The sequence below is a fragment of the Aristophania vespae genome (assembly GCF_009906835.1).
GTDB classification, from domain to species: Bacteria; Pseudomonadota; Alphaproteobacteria; order Acetobacterales; family Acetobacteraceae; genus Aristophania; species Aristophania vespae.
Window position 1 is genome coordinate 1033139 of the sequence record NZ_CP047652.1, and the last position, 16570, is coordinate 1049708.

Below are 16570 nucleotides of genomic sequence, written 5' to 3' on the forward strand. Positions count from 1 at the left end.
CAAATAACGCCAAAAATCCTGCAATAATAGGCAGTTAACAAGGCTTGGCAAGCTTTTGAAAAGTTAGTTTACGTCACCCGCACTGAGCACGATTACGTAAAAAATGATCAGCTAAAATACAAGCGATCATCGCTTCGGCAACAGGCACTGCACGAATCCCAATACAAGGATCATGACGTCCTTTTGTCATGACATCTACCTCCTGCCCTACTGCATTAATACTGGGAACGGGAACAAGAATCGAGCTTGTCGGCTTAACAGCCATGCGACTTACAATTGGCTGCCCGGTAGAGATACCTCCTAAAATGCCACCTGCATGATTCGATAAGAATTTTGGATGTGTTGCAGACCCTTCACTGCGAATAGGATCAGCATTTTCTTGCCCTTTAAGAGCAACAACACCAAAGCCTTCTCCAATCTCAACAGCTTTTACACCGTTAATTCCCATAAGGGCTGAGGCAATTTCAGCGTCTAATTTCCCATAGATTGGAGCCCCAAGCCCAGCTGGGACATTTTCGGCAACAACTTCTACCAGTGCTCCTATAGAAGAACCTTCTTTACGAATAGCATCAAGCTGCTGAGCCCAGCGCTCTACAGAAGTAACATCTGGACACCAGAAAGGATTTTTATGAGTTTGTGACCAGTCCCATAATTCACGATCAACGTGTTGAGAGCCTATGGCCGTGAGAGCACCTCTAATTATTAACTGAGGCCCAATGAGCTCACGCAAGATAACACGAGCCACGGCACCCGCCGCTACACGCATAGCCGTCTCACGCGCTGAGGACCGCCCGCCCCCTCTATAATCGCGAATGCCATATTTTAAATCATAGGCGATATCTGCATGACCTGGACGGTAAGACTGGGCAATGTCGCCATAATCTTTTGAACGCTGGTCAGTATTTTCTATGAGTAATGAAATGGGCGTTCCCGTTGTTTGCCCCTCAAAGACACCGGAAAGAATTTTAACCTGATCGGGCTCACGACGTTGAGTGGTATATTTTGATTGCCCCGGCCTGCGTTTATCAAGCCAGGGTTGAATATCATTTTCAGAAAGTTTCAGACGAGGAGGACAGCCATCTATAACACAACCAATGGCTGGGCCGTGACTTTCTCCCCATGTTGTTACTCTAAAGAGCCGTCCAAAACTATTTTCTGACATTGATATTATTCTCCAGAGTCTAAAGTAATATCAGGAGCATCAGGGTTTTTCATTCCGATGATATTGTAACCGCAATCCACATGGTGGATTTCGCCTGTAACACCAGAAGAAAGGTCGGAAAGGAAATAAAGCCCAGACCCACCAACATCCTTAAGCGACACATTACGCTCTAGAGGAGAATTTAACTGGTTCCACCGCAGGATATAACGGAAATCGCCAATACCATTTGCAGCAAGTGTCATGATAGGCCCGGCAGAAATACCATTAACGCGAATATTATCACGCCCAAGATCAACTGCCATATAACGCACAGAGGCCTCCAAAGCGGCCTTGGCTACACCCATCACATTATAATGAGGCATAACGCGCTCTGCCCCGAGATAGGTCAGTGTCAGTATTGAACCACCTGAATTCATCATAGCCGAAGCACGACGAGCAACGGCTGTGAATGAATAACATGAAATATCCATAGCCTGAAGGAAAGCCTGACGAGGTGTATCTACATAACGACCGCGTAGATATTGTTTATCAGCCCAGCCAATTGCATGGACGACAAAATCAATTTTGCCCCATTTTTTTTCAATTTCATCAAAAGTAGTGTTGATCGCTGCATCATCGCTTACATCACAAGCAATGACCATATCTGAGCCAACACTTTCAGCTAAGGGCCGAACACGCTTGCCTAAAGCTTCACCCTGATAGGTAAAGGCAATTTCCGCCCCTTGAGCAGCACAGGCGCTGGCAATGGCCCAAGCTATAGAATTTTTATTTGCCACTCCCATGATGACACCGCGTTTACCCGCCATGAGTGTCCCCTTTACAGGAGTGAGCTGCTTGTTATCTTCCATTTCAGACATGTGTTTAGCATCCTAGTCATGTTGAGTACACTTACTCTTTTGTTACACTTGGTTGCATAAGCGCCAGTCATGGGCAAGAGTAGTCTGTTCAATATATCGTTGATTCTATCTAAAATAAGAAAAAGAACAATCTTTATATCCGCCTGTCTTGAGGGACCTTATTAAGGGGATAAACCATGTCACACTCTCAGTTCTCGCCACTCCCACAAAATCTTTTACTCGATTTAAAGGCTGACCCCTTTGTGCTTTTTGCAAGCTGGATGAAAGAAGCAGAGGAAAAAGAGCCTTCTGACCCCAATGCTATGGCCGTTGCAACTGCCACAAAAGAGGGCAAGCCATCAGTACGGATTCTGCTGCTTAAAGATTTCAGTAAAAAAGGTTTTGTTTTTTACACAAATAAAAATAGCCGAAAGGGTGGAGAACTAGAGCAAAATCCTCATGCAGCCCTCTTATTTCACTGGAAATCGCTCAGACGCCAGATCCGTATTGAGGGTAAAATCGAACCTGTTACAAAAGAAGAAGCCGACGCTTATTTTGCTAGTCGCTCTTATCTTTCACGTTTGGGCGCAATTGCCTCTAATCAGTCACATAAACTCCAAGAACGGCATATATTTGAAAAGCGTTTAGAAGACCTTCAGAATAAATATGCTAAAAATGACGTAATTCCTCGGCCAGAAAATTGGTCGGGATATCGTGTCATCCCAGAGAGTTTTGAATTTTGGCAAGAACAGCCTTATCGCCTGCATGATCGTGCCACATGGGTAGCTGAAAAAGATCCTGGTTCAGAAGAAATTCGCTGGAACACAACACGACTTTATCCTTAAGCCTGAATAACAGGAAGTCATTACTATGAACGTCGAAACAAGAAATATTCTTTTGCCTTTGACGACTAAGAGTTCTTTAGAAGCAGTATTTCACTCTGGTTTTTTACTCGCAAAGCGTTATCGTGCTCGCATTAGTTGCATCTTTTTCAGTGATAGACCTGGTGAGATTGCCGCCATGGCTGGCGAGGGTATGGCAGCCGGTGCCATGGGAGACATGATCGAAAATGCAGTACAGCAGGCTCAGCAAAATCTTGAAGGCGTACGTCATTATCTTAACGAATTGCAGAAAAAGGGAAAAGTACTCTGGTTTGACCAAACCGATCCTGAAAATGAAACCGCCCTTCCATCTTTACAGGCTTCAGCCGCCCCACAAGTTACATTAAAATTCATGGAAGGTACTGTTGAAGATGTCCTAACATGGCAGTCGCGTTTAGCTGACATTATTTTAGTACCGCATCTTGTACCAAGCGAAGATCCTAATGCTTCGGATATTTTACATGCAATGCTATATGATGGCAGTCAGCCCGTAATTATTTCTCCGCCACATGCACCAAAACATATAGGCAATCATATAGCCATTGCTTGGAACGGCACGGCTGAATCGGCTTTAGCTTTACGCAATGTTTTACCATGGGCGCGTCGTGCTGAAAAAGTTACAGTTCTGAGTAGCCCAGATTATCAACGTATTGGCCCTGCGGCCGAGGCTGCAATAGACTATCTTAATTTACACGGCGTGGTTGCAGACTTAAAAATAGTTAAAGGTAAAAAAAGAAAAATAGGAGAAAGCCTTTTACAAGGGGCTCATGAAGTTGGTGCCGACTTACTGAGCATGGGGGCTTACTCTCACTCACGTTTAAGGCAGCGTTTATTGGGTGGCGTTACACGCTATATGCTTGAAAACGCGGACATGACTATAATGATGAGCCGATAAACCCGACCTTTTATAATTTTATGGAAAATAAAATCATGAATTAAACCGTGTCTGGACTAGAGAAAACTTCCTTAATCCTTATGATAACAATTTCAACCCAGGGTTATTGCAAGGATCTTTAACTTTTATGCCTCGCCCACAAAAAGTTATAGAATTTAGAACGTTTATTTTTGCGTTCTGGGACTGGGTCGGCTGGTGTTTAACGCCAGCCCTCATTTTTTATTGCCTGGGACGTTTAAAAAAAGGAAAAGAACAAAAAGGACGTTTAAAGGAACGTTTTGGATTTATCTCCGCAGACCAGCATTTATTTTACAAACAACATAACAATAGATTTATTTGGTTCCATGCTGCCAGTGTTGGCGAAACTCTGTCAGCTTTCTCGCTTATTGATATGCTTTTAGAAAATGATAAAAACATATCAATATTATTTACGACAAATACGATCACAGGTTTTTCTATAATTTCTACACATGTTGCTTATGGTAAACGCCTTATCCATAGTTTTATGCCTTATGATATACCAGCAGCAAGAAAGCGTTTTTTAAATTACTGGCAACCATGTGGGGCTGTCTTTATAGAAAGCGAAATTTGGCCAGGATATATAAAAGATTGTGCAAAAAGAGCCATACCCTTTATGGTCGTCAATGCCCGTTTATCTCAAAAAACTGTCAAAAAATGGCTAGCCTTTAAATATTTATTTAGGCTCATTCTTTCAGAAATAACTTGGATTATGCCCCGGGGTAAAGAAGATCAACGCTCTTTTGAACCATTTGACCCCCCTATACTAACGCCTATTGGTGATTTAAAAGAGGAAGCACCTCCCCTCACTTATGACAGAAAAGAATTCACCTTACTTAAAAAACTAGTAGAAAAGAGAAAAGTTTTTGTCGCAGCTTCAACTCACAAAGGAGAAGAGGCGATCATTATCGAAGCCCTCAAACGCGCACGTTGGGAAGAACCTGATCTTCTTGGTATTATCGTACCTCGTCATCCAGAACGGGGTGCCGAAATAGCAACCCTCTTTCAAGCCCCAAGACGGTCTTTAGGTGAGGTTCCTTCTGAGCAGGATTTTTTATGGGTTATTGATACATTAGGGGAGTTAGGTCTCTTCTTTAAACTTGCTGACCTGGCTTTTATTGGCAATTCGCTATGCCCCCAGGGGGTGGTCATAACCCTTTTGAGCCTTTAAAGTTAGGCTGCCGGGTCGCCCATGGGCCTTATATGGAAAATTGGAAGGAAGCAACTGACAAGCTTCAATATAAAGTTAGTCAGCTTTCCAATGTTCGAGATATCACTTATTGGCTATTAACGGATAAAGTTTTGTCTACTCAATTTTTTTCCTCTGAACTTTATATTTCTTCGAGATTATCGCGCCTTATCCTGACCACAATTTCCTCGAAGAATTAATATGGTGATGAAAGTGCATCAGCCACATTTTTGGAAAGATTCTAAGCCGAATTTTTATACGTTCCTTTTGTCGCCTTTGGCGTTCTTCGTTTATTTTTTCACGCGCAAAAAGCTGATTAAACCGTCCTGCCATGTTGACGTGCCAGTATTATGTATCGGCAATATTACGGTGGGAGGAACTGGCAAAACGCCTTTAGTCATTGACATGGTCAACCGGCTGAAATGGCGTGGCCATACACCTCATATCATTACCAAAGGATATGGAGGTCTGAGGCATAAATCCCACAAAGTTGATAGACGACGAGATAATTCATCAACCGTTGGTGATGAAGCCCTGTTATTGGCCGCAGAGGCTCCCACTTGGTGTGGAGAAGACCGCGTTCAAAGCGCTCTCAATGCTATTATTCAAGGGGCAGATTGCCTCGTTATGGATGATGGATTTCAGGATCCGTCTCTTTTTAAGGATGTCTCTTTATTGGTTTTTGATGGTGGCTTTGGCGTTGGAAATAATCTTCTTTTTCCTTCTGGCCCCTACGAGAACCTGTAGACTCTGCATTGCAACGTGCCCATGGCGCAGTCATTATTGGAGATGACCAAACAAAAATAACCAAAATTTTGCCACGAAGCTTACCTCGTGCTCATTTATCTTTTTATCCCCGACCAGAAATAAGAGCTTTACAGGGAAAACAGCTTATTGCTTTTGCTGGTATTGGGAGGCCTGATAAATTTTTTGATATGCTTCATGATGCAGGGTTATTCTTACTTCACACCATTTCTTTCCCAGACCATCATGTTTATAGCGCTACTGACATTTATAAATTAGATCTCCTTGCCAAAGATCCTGGCACTCAGCTTGTAACGACCAAGAAAGATGCTGTTAAACTTCCAGAAGATTTTTTGAAAAAGGTGACTGTTGTTAAGGTTGATCTTTACTGGCAAAAGCCCAAACAGGCTGATCAATGGCTAGATCTACTATTCAATATAGAATTGTGAAATATTATCTTTATTGGGCACAAAGCAGTGCCTTAAATTTTCTGATTTTTATTTTAAGCTATCTGCCGATACAGCTAAGTTCATTTCTTGTCGGTTATATATGTCGATTTATAGGCCCTTTTTTAAGTCTTTCAAAAATTGCGCATCGTAATCTTGAGCTTGCTTTTCCTCAAAGCAATGTTCAGTGGCGCCAAAAAATCATTCATTCAGCCTGGGAAAATTTAGGGCGCACATTTGGCGAATTCCCACATATTCATTCTTTACAACAAAATATGCCTTCAGGCCCGAGCTGGCGCATTATTGGCGAAGAATTTCTGCACCAGGCAAAGAGCGAAAATCGACCTGTTATTTTTTTTTCTGGTCATTTTGGCAACTGGGAACTACTACCTGCCATTATTGCGCAATATGGACTAGCTTTTGCTCCATTTTACCGCAGCCCCAATAATCCCTTTCTCGACCAAACAATACGCAAATTACGCGCTAAAGCCCTGGGATTTGAAGGACCAATTTTTCCCAAAGGCGCTAAGGGCGCTAAAGAGGCTATAAAACATATTATGAAGGGTGGTCACCTTGGTATTTTGGGGGACCAGAAAATGAATGACGGTATCGAAATAAGGTTTTTTAATTTACCCACTATGGCAGCACCAGCCGCTGCAACATTAGCACTGCGTTATAAAGCACTTATCATTACCGGTCATATTTTGCGCGAAGATTCTACAAGATTTGTTCTTAAAGTCGATCCTCCTCTCGATTTGAAAAAATTTGCAGAAACTCACCCTGATTTTAATCACCAGACTATAGTGCAAGAAACCACCCAGACTCTTAATGACCGCCTTCAAGAATGGATAGAAGCGCAGCCATCTCAATGGTTATGGTTCCATAGGAGATGGGATAAAAGGAACTATTGAGAAAAACGAGCATACCTCATCACGAAAATTTAGGTTGAAAGCAATTTTTGATATTCGTTATAAGCATATCAGTATTGCATAATATGAAAAACAGAATCGCAGAACCTGTTTTGAGGATTTTCGTAATGGCGAAAACTATTTTACGTAACAGCTCTTCCCGCCCTTTTGCTGTTAAAGCTCAGGCTCATAACATCGTGCCATTTCGCCAAAAAATTCTTCCTCGCCATAAAGATTATCTTTCGCAATGGCTGGAAGCTGGTCTCACAATGGGGCTATTAGACGCATTAATTGACCCTCTTTCTCCCAAAGCAGACCATATTCTTATATGGGTTAGAGAGAACACAGAACCTGCCTATGCCGTCAGCCCTTTGGGCGGGAAATGGGTTTTAACAGACCGTTTAAATGAATATGAGCTAGGCCGTTTTTCATCATTGGACAAAGCCCTTAATAAAATTCGTCCCGTGCTCCCATTACATCACTAAGGCAAAATCGCTGTTAAATTAAAAAGGCTGGATTTTTTCAAATCCAGCCTTATCTTTTTATTTTTTTTGATGACTTCCAGAAGCTTTTGGCACGATCATACGCGCCCCACCGCCTGGCAATATCTGGTAGATAACGAGATTTCTTTTAACGTGACCATTTTCTTTAAGCCAGAATGTCCCGTTTAGGCCCATAAAACCATTTTTACGTGTAAGATTTGCTTTATCAAGTTTGTGCTCCCGTGTCAGGGCACCCGCAAGCGCTGCCGCATCATAGGCAAAATCTGTGACTGGTGAGGGCTGCGTATGGTAAACTTCTACATATTTCTGAATGTAGCGTCCTCTCTGACGGTCATCGAAAGCAGGGTACCAGGCTCCTTTAAGAGCTCCCAGTTTTCCGTCAAATGCTTTCCATAACATTGGCCCCATAATACGCACTTTGGAAGTGGAAATATCATATTTTTGTAGGATATTGATTATGTGGCCGAGATTTAACCCTGTATCACCTAACAACAAAGCATCAAAAGCTGGTTTTAAAGGTTTTTTACTATCATCAGTTTTTTCTGAAATATCTCCACCAAGAGGATCAATAGCCGAAGGTTGAGTATTTTCCTGCGGTTTAGCATCCGCATTAGGATCATTTTTAATATCAAGAAGTGTTTCAAAACTACCATTAATAGAATCGATATTATCTGTATGATAAACGACCTGAGGGACATTAAGCCCTTTTTTCTGGCAAATTGCTGCCAGGGCTTCACCCATAGCATGGCCTAGAGCATTATCAGGCAAGAACGCTGCAAAAGATTTTCTACCCTCACTTAATGCAGATTCAACTAAACGATTTACCTGCTGTTCAGGTGTTAAACCCATAACCCAAACACCGGGTCGCGCCTGCCTTATGTCACTTGTAAATGCTAATTCCGGCACATTTGAAACCTGCAAAACATCAGCTACTTTTTCAGTAGAACCAGATGTTATGGGACCAAGCACAATTTTGTCACCAGCTTTGACGGCATTAGAGGCTGCCTTGACAGGCCCGCCTTCTTGAGTCTCATCATAGACATCAAGAATAACGCCTTTATCAGCTGGTAACGCCAATTGAGCGGCATCACGCATACGGGCACCAATAGACGCCATTGGGCCAGTAAGAGGAAGAATTAAACCTATACGCTCTTGCACTGTCTCAGGCGCTGTAATCAAACTTTTTCCTGAAGAAGGGCAAGGCCCTCATTAGGTGAAAAAAAACTGCATCCTGAGAGAGCAACCGTAGTACTTGCTGCAAGCACTAATGAAATACGCTTTCTCTTGCCGTTAGTGCCATTTTGACGGCAATAATGGCCAAGATGACTAACCGAGGAAAGTAATGTCCGAACAACCATATATGCCCCTCCCAGGCAAAGACCTAACTGCATCTAACGGGCTACTTGTTTTAGTAGCAACGCCCATTGGTAATCTAGCTGACATTAGTGCCCGTGCTCTCGATACCCTTAGAAATGCCAATTCTATCCTTTGTGAAGATACGCGTGTGACCAGTAAGCTACTACGTCATTACGGAATCACGAACACGCTACTGACATTGCATGACCATAATGAAGAAGAACGACTTTCTTTTTTACTTACAGAACTGAAAAAAGGTAAGATATTTGCTCTTATTTCAGACGCAGGAACACCTGTTTTTTCTGATCCTGGCTACAGACTTGTAAGAGCAGCCCTGCAAAATGACATAAAAGTCACAGCATTACCCGGCCCTAATGCTGCTATTACAGCACTCGTTCTGTCTGGTTTTCCTCCTGCTCCTTTTATGTTTCTTGGTTTTCCTCCTCGTGGAGAAGCACGAAAATCTCATTTTGTAATGTTAAAAGCAGCAGAACAGACCGGGTTAAAAGCTACATTATCCTGGTACGAATCACCACGCCGCCTTGTTGGTACATTAGAAACCTTGGCCGAAGTATTTGGCCCTGACCGCGAAGCTTCTGTTGGGCGCGAACTCACAAAATTATATGAAGAAGTCAGACGCGGCCCACTATCAACCCTTATATCCCATTTCAAAGAAACAGACCCTAGAGGAGAAATTACCCTTCTTCTCGCCCCCGCAGCAGAAGACGATAATAAAGAGCAGGATCTCGAACCCTTGCTTCTAAAAACCCTAAAAACGCATTCTTTAAAGGATGCTGTTACGCTTATTGCTGGTAGCACAAATTTACCACGTAAATTTGTTTATAAAAAAGCGCTCGCCCTTTCGCAAAAAAACACGACTAAAGCAGAATAAATAATTTTACTCTGCTTTAGGAAGCGTAAAAATTTGCGGGTCTACATTAATGCCCGTCTGAATATCAGAAAGCTGTATGTGTGTAGAGGCTCCCTGTGCATCCAAAACACTCCATCCCAACAGGGCTAAAGGCGTTTTAGAGAAATATAATGTTAATTCCCCTTCCTGTGGGGCCGCAGTACGCACGACACGAAGCTGGATTTGTCCTTTTATTTCACGAAATGACGTAATGGTAACATCACCTGTTAAATGAGGATCAGGCCTGAGTAAAAGCCCTAAAGGAGTACGCTTCAGCGGCAAAGTTGTTATTTGGTCAATAGACCGATCCTGAAAAACAACTTTACCCTGATTAGCTACTAAAAGAAGCGGACTTGGCGCGTCATAGTTAAATCTTACCCGACCAGGCCTAACCAATATAACAGTACCAGAGCTGCTCTCTCCTTTTGGAGAGGTTTGCCTAAAGCGTGCCTGAAAGCTCTGTATTTGGGTAAGGTTCTGCTCAATTTTAGACACCCAGACTTGTTGAGCAGAAGATAAAACCGCTTTAGCCAAAGCGGGATTTAGCCCCATTATAAAGAATAAAAAAAACGCTAAACTAAGACGCCTTATCATAAATCTCTCACTATGCCGGCCATTACAGGCTTTTAAGAATGGGTAACCGAAGCTTCATCAAAGATAGGACGAACATCTCCATTCCACACAGTTTTATAACGCTCAAGCCAATATTCTGCCTGGTTAGGGGCACCTTCGGCAATTTTTGTGAGTGGATCTAGATAACGCCCTTCTCCTAAGCCCCTTTGCTCCAACCCTTTTTGAGCAAGTTTTACAATATCCTGGGCCAGTTTTCTCAAACCTCCAGGAAACTCGGCATCAAGACCAAATTGTGCAACCTTTGGTCTTAGGGCTTGATAAATATGCCAAGGATGTTTTTTGACTAATTTTTCTGTTTCTTCCAGCACATCAGCATCATAGAGAAGACCAACCCAAAATGCAGACTGTGCCAGCATCATTTCTGGGGTGCCGGCGTCAGCACCACGCATTTCAAGATATTGTTTAAGACGCACGTCAGGAAAAACCGTTGTCAAATGGTCTTCAAAATCCCCAATAGTTGGGGTCATATGCCTCAAAGGTTCCTGATCTTCACCGTTAATCCATTTTCTGAAAGAACAACCAGCAACATCGTGATAATTTCCATCACGATTCACAAAATACATGGGCACATCTAGTACCCAGTCAACATATTGTTCAAAACCGAAATTTTCTTCAAAAAAGGCTGATGGCTGCCCGCATCTCTGGTTGTCAGTATCAAGCCAGATACGGGCACGATTAGAGAGCCAACCATTTGGTTTTCCCTCTATAAAGGGAGAATTTGCAAAAATTGCAGTTGCAAGTGGCTGTAACGCCAATGAAACTCTCATTTTTTGCGCCATGTCAGCTTCACTTGAAAAATCAAGATTTACCTGGACGGTGCAGGTGCGCTTCATCATATCGAGGCCAAGAGTACCCACTTCGGGCATATAACGGCGCATAATGGCGTAGCGGCTTTTGGGCATCCACGGCATTTCGGCGCGAGACATTAAAGGATGAAATCCCAAAGGTGCAAAGCCAAGACCCAAAGCTGATGCAGGCTCTTTAATCAGCGCAAAATGAGCTGACATTTCTTTTTGAGTTTCATGTAAATTTTCTAACGGCGCCCCTGATAGCTCAAACTGTCCTGCCGGTTCTAAAGAAATAGAGCATCCTTTTTGCGAATTTTTTCCTGCCAGGCCAATAAGATTACCTTTATCAAGAATAGCTGACCATTCTGGGCCAGAAAGCCGCTCTAAAAGTGCTTCAATACCATTAGATTTATAATCTGGCGGCGCATAGGCTGCACGATTTACAGATGCATAATGAGGCAGGGTAAAACCAAATTTTTCATGCTCAGTCCCTATCCTCCAGTCATTTTTTTGCTTGCAGCCACTAGAAATTACATCGATAAGCTGTGCCCGATTCTTAATGGGCGTCATGTTGCTTTGACCAGGATTAGACATGGGCTAGGAAGCCTTATTATGAGTAACAAAATTTATAAGAACAAATGACATAAGACATTATTATCATTGTTCGACGAACATTGAACCCCACTAAAATGAAACAATCAGGTTTCATCTTAAATGGTTTGTAACTTATAACGCACAGCTACTATACTGAGTGTTAAGAATACTCAGCCCTGCGCATACTGCCGTCTCTGCTCTTAAGATACGAGGTCCCAAAGAAAAACCTTTAATCGCCTTATGCTTATTAAAGCTGTCAATTTCCTGAGGAGAAAAGCCCCCTTCAGGGCCAATAATAAGTCCTGCAATATTTTTAACGACCGGCTCACAGCTTTGTCGCTCCAATGCAACTGCCAGATTTTTTTCAGAAGGCCAGTGCACTAGCAAATCAGCCAGGGGCTCTAGTGGTCTAATATTTGGTATGTCCAGGCGCTCACATTGTTCAGAAGCCTCTTGAGCAATGAGCATAAGACGGTCACTATTTATTTTATGATTATTCGTTCTGGCAGAAATTACAGGACGAAAACATGTTACGCCCAACTCTGTTCCCATGCGAATAACAAGCTCTGTTGCGTCTCTTTTTAAAAGAGAAAAAATCAGCTCCAGACCTTGTGTTTTAAGTTGTGGTCTGAGGGAATGAGATAAAGAAATTACAGCCTGTGAGCGCTTTACAAATTCAATTTTAGCAAGCCATTCGCCATTAACACCATCAAAAACGCGTAAGTTCTGACCTGGCTTACGCCTCATCACATTGCCGATATAATGTGCCTGTTGCGGGGATAGACTTATTTCTGCCCCTTTTTGAAAAGGCATATTGTCTGTCAAAATATATAAGCGAGGATCTGTATGATTCATAATTTTCGCATAGCGCGGATAGCTCATAAGCACTAGAAGTCTTTTTTCAATATTTTTTAAATCGCTCTTTTTATCCTCTAATACGACTGAAACTGAATAATGTCTGCTAACAGCTCTCACACCGATATCCGTTTGGATGGAATAATAGCTAAATTGTCCGAACCCTGGCGGTCTTATGCTCTCTTAGCCAGATTAGACCGACCTGTAGGTACGTGGTTGCTGTTTTTACCTGGTGTATTTGGAATTTTTCTGGCCCAGGAATCTGATCTCCTAGAGCAGTGCCTTTACGTTATTTTATTTGCTATCGGCTCATTACTCATGCGCTCCGCAGGGTGCGTTATTAATGACATCTGGGACAGAAAAATTGATGCTCAAGTCACCAGAACAGCCCTCAGACCCCTAGCAAGTGGTGCCCTTAAACTCCACCAAGCATTTTATTTACTTACCCTGCTACTTTTGGGTGGGTTATTGGTTCTATTGGCCTTACCACCCATATGTTGGAGTTTGGCCCCAATCGCCCTTTTATTTGTAGCACTCTACCCCGCGGCAAAACGCTTAACCTGGTGGCCTCAGCTCGTTATGGGGTTTACCTTTGGCTTTGGCGCTCCCATGGGCTACGCTGCCAGCGAAGGTAAATTAGATGCCGTTAGCCTCACACTTTATGGTGGGGTTATTTTTTGGCAATTAGGATTTGATACAGTTTATGGCTTCCAGGATATGGAAGATGACTCCCGCATTGGCGTGAAATCCACATCTCTGAAAATGCATCACAGAGCACGCTCATTTATTGGAGCATGCTATGGGGCCGCACTTTTCCTTTTTTTCCTTTGTGCTTTCAGCGCCGGGCTAAGCCCCTGGTTTTATTGCGGTTTCATCCCCGCAACTATTCTTTTGGCCCATCAGGTTTTTACGCTAGACCCTTTAAATGCCCCTGCCTGTCTAAAGGCTTTTCGCAGAAACATTCCGATTGGAATGCTTCTTGCATTAGCCTTTATTTTAGGGCGTCTTGCTTAAGGTGCTGAGGGTAAATGGCGCGGGTGGAAAAATGACCGTCCCGCGCTCAAAAAAGCACCTATAAGAGCCACAATAGCTGCAGCCCCAAGGCAGATAAAACCAGGATGGGAAAAGACTGTAAAAAGACCTGCTACCATTAGGGCACCTGAAGTCTGACCCGCTAAACGTGATACTGAAAGCATACCACTCGCCCCTCCCTCACGGCCAGAAGGTGCAGTGACCATAATGGCGCGGTTATTGGGAGGCTGAAACAAGCCAAATCCCCATCCTGCCAAAAGTGTTCGCCACGCAATATCCAAATTTGATGCATCTACAGGCAAACACCATAGCAAAATGAACCCCAGCGCTGTGACAAATAGCCCCATAGATGACAAAAGTGAGGCTGAAAAACGATCTGAAAAGTGTCCTATAAAAAAGGACATAGATGCTGTGCCAACGGCCCAGGGCGCTATGAGAAGCCCAACTGTGGCGGGATTTCTATGAAAAGCTTCTGCTAGCGTAAATGGCATGGCAACAATATAAAGATTAGACGCTATAAATCCGCAATAACTAACGAAACAAGCAATAAAAAACGGACGCCTTTTTAGCAAATCCAGAGGAACAATAGGCTCTTCGTGGCTTTTTTGCCATTTAAGAAGAGCATACCAGCTTAATAGGCTAAAGCTTGTTAATGAAATACCCAATTCAAAATCGCCATGCATAAGCCCATCAAGACCAACACCTAATGTGGCAAAAGATGTGATGGTTAGTAATGAACCTATAACGTCAGTTTTAACGTGAGATCTGGGTGTTTGAGGTAGTGCCATATAAGATAAAATAAGGGCAATGCCACCAAGAGGAAGATTTACCCAAAATATCCACGGCCATGAAGCAACTGATAAAATAAAAGACCCAATAGTAGGGCCCAGAGCTACGCCTAACCCGACAAAAAAGCCATTAATAGCAATGCCTTTTCCTAATAACTTATGAGGGTAAATAAAGCGTACAAGCGCAATATTTACGCTCATAACACAAGACCCACCAACACCCTGCAAAGCACGAGCCAGGGCAAGTTCAAGCATATTTTGTGAAAGAGCACAGAAGACAGAGGCAATAATAAAAAGAGCAATCCCGAGCTGGCTCATTCGCCCAAACCCGACGCGTGCACCCAAGGCAGCAAGAGGAAGCAGGCAAGAAAGGCTTGCTAGCTGGTAGGCATTAACAACCCAGATTGCTCTAGATGGGTCTGAGTGCAGATCCGTTGCAATTGTTGGTAAGGCGACATTTGCAATTGCGTAATCAAGGACTGAGAGTAATAAAGCCAGAAGAACAGCTGACATTGCCTTTACACGTTGGATTCCATAAAGACCAGCATGACGAATGGGATCGTATTCCTCTTCGAGGCTACGATCAGCTGTTCCTGAACTCATGAGTTATTTAGTCCCCTAATTTCCGCAGTGCTTTACCTGCAAATAAATTGGCTTCAATCGACTCTAAAGTGACACCTTTAGTTTCCGGCACGAACCATAATGTGAATAAAACGAAAAGGCCATTACATGCAGCAAAAACAACAAATGTCCAAGACGCTCCAATAACACTCATAACGACAGGGAATATGGCTGAAATGGCCATATTTGCGGCCCAATTCATGAGAGTTGAGCAGCCAATACCAAAATCACGGCCACTTGTTGGCTGTACTTCAGAGCAAAGTGTCCAAACAAGAGGGCCTGCTCCAATAGCAAAACCAGCCACAAACACCAAGATCAGGCCGCAAAGGATAGATTCTATCAAGACACTATCAGCGCCACTTCCCATAATAATGGCGACACCTAACAAAGAAAGACCGGCAATAACGCAGCTTGTAATTAGGAGAGGACGCCGCCCCAACGGTCAGCACATATGATAGCAACGCCTGTAGCTGCCATATTTGTAAGGCCGACAAGTGTTGTTGCCCATATAGCCGCATGAGTACCAAAATGTGCCGCCTGAAACACTTTTGGAGCGTAATAAAGCAGCGCATTGATACCTGTCAGTTGTTGCATAATTTGAAGCATTAACCCTAAGGCAACAGACCGACGGAAATTTTTATTATGACGGAAAAGCGCAAATCCTGGCTCATGGCTTTTTTCGAGGCGCGTTTGTATTTCTTTTAATTCAGCATCGGCTAATTCGTCATCTGAGCGCAGCATGTACAAAACATTACGTGCTTTATCACGCTGCCCTTTAATCATTAGCCAACGAGGACTTTGTGGTAAAATATAGACTGCTAGTAAAAATATAACAGCCGGTACAACCATGATCCCCAGCATCCAGCGCCAGTGACCTCCAGCTGAAAGCAGACCATCAAAAACAAAAGCCAGGAAAATACCAAGCGTTACCATGAGTTGGTAAAATGAGATCATGGCTCCGCGAGAAGATTCTACGGTAATTTCGGAAATATATAACGGAGCCGAAAAAGCCGCGATTCCTACAGCAAGACCAAGAAAAACACGCCCAACATACATAACCTCTACATTAGGTGCCAAAGCACATAATAATGAGCCTACTATGAATAAAATGCTCGCCCAGAGCATTGCTCCTGTCCGGCCAAACTTAAGCGAAATCTTCCCAGCTATGAATGAACCAACAACCGCACCACCCATCATGGTAGATACGATCCACCCTTGAGTTGCATTGCTGGCGTTAAAATCTTCTGCAATAAAAGGGAGTGCCCCGAAATCACGCCAGTATCTAAACCAAACATAAGTCCGGCCATACTCGCTATAATTCCAAGGGCTGTTGCTCTCCCTTTGCCGCCTTGATGAAGGTCCACTCCACCGTTAGTAGGTTTATGCGTACTCATTACTTTCTTATCCCAAG

At 43.2% G+C, this 16570-nt stretch carries 15 protein-coding genes and 2 pseudogenes; 8 read left to right on the forward strand and 9 right to left on the reverse strand.

The annotated features are described in order from the left end of the window. Nucleotides 1-73 precede the first annotated feature (73 nt). Both aroC and fabI read right to left on the reverse strand, forming a co-directional pair. Nucleotides 74-1162 carry a chorismate synthase gene (gene aroC / locus GT348_RS04570; protein ID WP_160618709.1) on the reverse strand — a complete coding sequence of 363 codons (1089 nt, stop codon included), beginning with the start codon at nucleotides 1160-1162 and terminating at the stop codon, nucleotides 74-76. 5 nt (nucleotides 1163-1167) lie between these two features. Next, nucleotides 1168-2019, reverse strand: a complete 852-nt coding sequence (gene fabI / locus GT348_RS04575; RefSeq protein ID WP_160618710.1) for an enoyl-ACP reductase FabI — start codon at nucleotides 2017-2019, stop codon at nucleotides 1168-1170. Between the two features lie 176 nt (nucleotides 2020-2195). Here fabI and pdxH point away from each other — a divergent pair, with 176 nt between their 5' ends. The 6 genes and pseudogenes from pdxH (at nucleotide 2196) to GT348_RS04605 (ending at nucleotide 7564) form a co-directional block, all read left to right on the forward strand. Next, nucleotides 2196-2843, forward strand: coding sequence for a pyridoxamine 5'-phosphate oxidase (pdxH, locus tag GT348_RS04580; RefSeq protein WP_160618711.1), 648 nt, complete (start codon nucleotides 2196-2198; stop codon nucleotides 2841-2843). A gap of 25 nt (nucleotides 2844-2868) precedes the next feature. Then, on the forward strand, nucleotides 2869-3774 hold the full coding sequence (locus GT348_RS04585; RefSeq protein WP_160618712.1) for a universal stress protein: 906 nt from the start codon (nucleotides 2869-2871) through the stop codon (nucleotides 3772-3774). Nucleotides 3775-3901: 127 nt separating this feature from the next. Next, entirely contained in the window at nucleotides 3902-4963 is a 1062-nt protein-coding gene (locus GT348_RS04590; protein ID WP_160618713.1) for a 3-deoxy-D-manno-octulosonic acid transferase, read from the forward strand. A gap of 225 nt (nucleotides 4964-5188) precedes the next feature. Then, nucleotides 5189-6174 (forward strand): annotated as a pseudogene (gene lpxK / locus GT348_RS04595) (tetraacyldisaccharide 4'-kinase). Next, the gene (locus GT348_RS04600; RefSeq protein WP_160618714.1) at nucleotides 6141-7082 is read left to right on the forward strand and encodes a lysophospholipid acyltransferase family protein; all 942 of its coding nucleotides are present in this window, start codon (nucleotides 6141-6143) and stop codon (nucleotides 7080-7082) included. The pseudogene lpxK and the gene GT348_RS04600 overlap by 34 nt, the downstream one beginning before the upstream one ends. 125 nt (nucleotides 7083-7207) lie before the next feature. Beyond that, nucleotides 7208-7564, forward strand: coding sequence for a hypothetical protein (locus GT348_RS04605; RefSeq protein ID WP_236646418.1), 357 nt, complete (start codon nucleotides 7208-7210; stop codon nucleotides 7562-7564). A gap of 57 nt (nucleotides 7565-7621) precedes the next feature. On the opposite strand, the gene GT348_RS04610 is transcribed toward GT348_RS04605, so the two are convergent. Continuing rightward, on the reverse strand, nucleotides 7622-8761 hold the full coding sequence (locus GT348_RS04610) for a penicillin-binding protein activator (protein WP_160618715.1): 1140 nt from the start codon (nucleotides 8759-8761) through the stop codon (nucleotides 7622-7624). Next, on the reverse strand, nucleotides 8758-8940 hold the full coding sequence (locus tag GT348_RS04615; RefSeq protein ID WP_160618716.1) for a hypothetical protein: 183 nt from the start codon (nucleotides 8938-8940) through the stop codon (nucleotides 8758-8760). Before GT348_RS04615 ends, GT348_RS04610 begins: the two co-directional genes overlap by 4 nt. On the opposite strand from GT348_RS04615, the gene rsmI reads away from it, so the two are divergent. Then, a complete protein-coding gene (gene rsmI / locus GT348_RS04620) occupies nucleotides 8925-9830 on the forward strand; it encodes a 16S rRNA (cytidine(1402)-2'-O)-methyltransferase (RefSeq protein WP_236646419.1) in 906 nt (301 codons plus the stop codon). The two genes, GT348_RS04615 and rsmI, sit on opposite strands and share 16 nt — an antisense overlap. A 6-nt stretch (nucleotides 9831-9836) precedes the next feature. Here rsmI and GT348_RS04625 read toward each other — a convergent pair whose 3' ends face one another. The 3 genes from GT348_RS04625 to GT348_RS04635 form a co-directional block, all read right to left on the reverse strand. Next, nucleotides 9837-10442 (reverse strand): LolA family protein, encoded by a 606-nt coding sequence (locus tag GT348_RS04625; RefSeq protein ID WP_160618717.1) that lies wholly within the window; start codon nucleotides 10440-10442, stop codon nucleotides 9837-9839. 32 nt (nucleotides 10443-10474) lie between these two features. Continuing rightward, the gene (locus tag GT348_RS04630; RefSeq protein WP_160618718.1) at nucleotides 10475-11863 is read right to left on the reverse strand and encodes a glutamate--cysteine ligase; all 1389 of its coding nucleotides are present in this window, start codon (nucleotides 11861-11863) and stop codon (nucleotides 10475-10477) included. A gap of 132 nt (nucleotides 11864-11995) precedes the next feature. After that, nucleotides 11996-12745 (reverse strand): 16S rRNA (uracil(1498)-N(3))-methyltransferase, encoded by a 750-nt coding sequence (locus GT348_RS04635; RefSeq protein WP_160618719.1) that lies wholly within the window; start codon nucleotides 12743-12745, stop codon nucleotides 11996-11998. A 72-nt stretch (nucleotides 12746-12817) separates the two neighbouring features. On the opposite strand from GT348_RS04635, the gene ubiA reads away from it, so the two are divergent. Beyond that, a complete protein-coding gene (gene ubiA, locus GT348_RS04640) occupies nucleotides 12818-13732 on the forward strand; it encodes a 4-hydroxybenzoate octaprenyltransferase (protein ID WP_160618720.1) in 915 nt (304 codons plus the stop codon). Here the strand turns inward: ubiA and GT348_RS04645 are convergent. Together GT348_RS04645 and GT348_RS04650 are read right to left on the reverse strand one after the other, a co-directional pair. Continuing rightward, nucleotides 13729-15141 (reverse strand): MFS transporter, encoded by a 1413-nt coding sequence (locus tag GT348_RS04645; RefSeq protein WP_160618721.1) that lies wholly within the window; start codon nucleotides 15139-15141, stop codon nucleotides 13729-13731. The genes ubiA and GT348_RS04645 overlap by 4 nt on opposite strands. Before the next feature lie 7 nt (nucleotides 15142-15148). Next, a pseudogene (locus GT348_RS04650) lies at nucleotides 15149-16410 on the reverse strand (sugar porter family MFS transporter). Between the last annotated feature and the right edge of the window lie 160 nt (nucleotides 16411-16570).

What these genes read in the sequence shown, in the direction of transcription:
- GT348_RS04590 (WP_160618713.1), top strand. Translation starts at nt 3,902, where the DNA reads ATGCCTCGCCCACAAAAAGTTATAGAATTTAGAACGTTTATTTTTGCG.
- pdxH (WP_160618711.1), top strand. Translation starts at nt 2,196, where the DNA reads ATGTCACACTCTCAGTTCTCGCCACTCCCACAAAATCTTTTACTCGAT.
- GT348_RS04600 (WP_160618714.1), top strand. Translation starts at nt 6,141, where the DNA reads ATGGCTAGATCTACTATTCAATATAGAATTGTGAAATATTATCTTTAT.
- GT348_RS04625 (WP_160618717.1), bottom strand. Translation starts at nt 10,442, where the DNA reads ATGATAAGGCGTCTTAGTTTAGCGTTTTTTTTATTCTTTATAATGGGG.
- fabI (WP_160618710.1), bottom strand. Translation starts at nt 2,019, where the DNA reads ATGTCTGAAATGGAAGATAACAAGCAGCTCACTCCTGTAAAGGGGACA.
- GT348_RS04615 (WP_160618716.1), bottom strand. Translation starts at nt 8,940, where the DNA reads ATGGTTGTTCGGACATTACTTTCCTCGGTTAGTCATCTTGGCCATTAT.
- ubiA (WP_160618720.1), top strand. Translation starts at nt 12,818, where the DNA reads ATGTCTGCTAACAGCTCTCACACCGATATCCGTTTGGATGGAATAATA.
- GT348_RS04630 (WP_160618718.1), bottom strand. Translation starts at nt 11,863, where the DNA reads ATGTCTAATCCTGGTCAAAGCAACATGACGCCCATTAAGAATCGGGCA.
- rsmI (WP_236646419.1), top strand. Translation starts at nt 8,925, where the DNA reads ATGTCCGAACAACCATATATGCCCCTCCCAGGCAAAGACCTAACTGCA.
- GT348_RS04635 (WP_160618719.1), bottom strand. Translation starts at nt 12,745, where the DNA reads ATGAGCTATCCGCGCTATGCGAAAATTATGAATCATACAGATCCTCGC.
- GT348_RS04605 (WP_236646418.1), top strand. Translation starts at nt 7,208, where the DNA reads ATGGCGAAAACTATTTTACGTAACAGCTCTTCCCGCCCTTTTGCTGTT.
- GT348_RS04585 (WP_160618712.1), top strand. Translation starts at nt 2,869, where the DNA reads ATGAACGTCGAAACAAGAAATATTCTTTTGCCTTTGACGACTAAGAGT.
- GT348_RS04645 (WP_160618721.1), bottom strand. Translation starts at nt 15,141, where the DNA reads ATGAGTTCAGGAACAGCTGATCGTAGCCTCGAAGAGGAATACGATCCC.
- aroC (WP_160618709.1), bottom strand. Translation starts at nt 1,162, where the DNA reads ATGTCAGAAAATAGTTTTGGACGGCTCTTTAGAGTAACAACATGGGGA.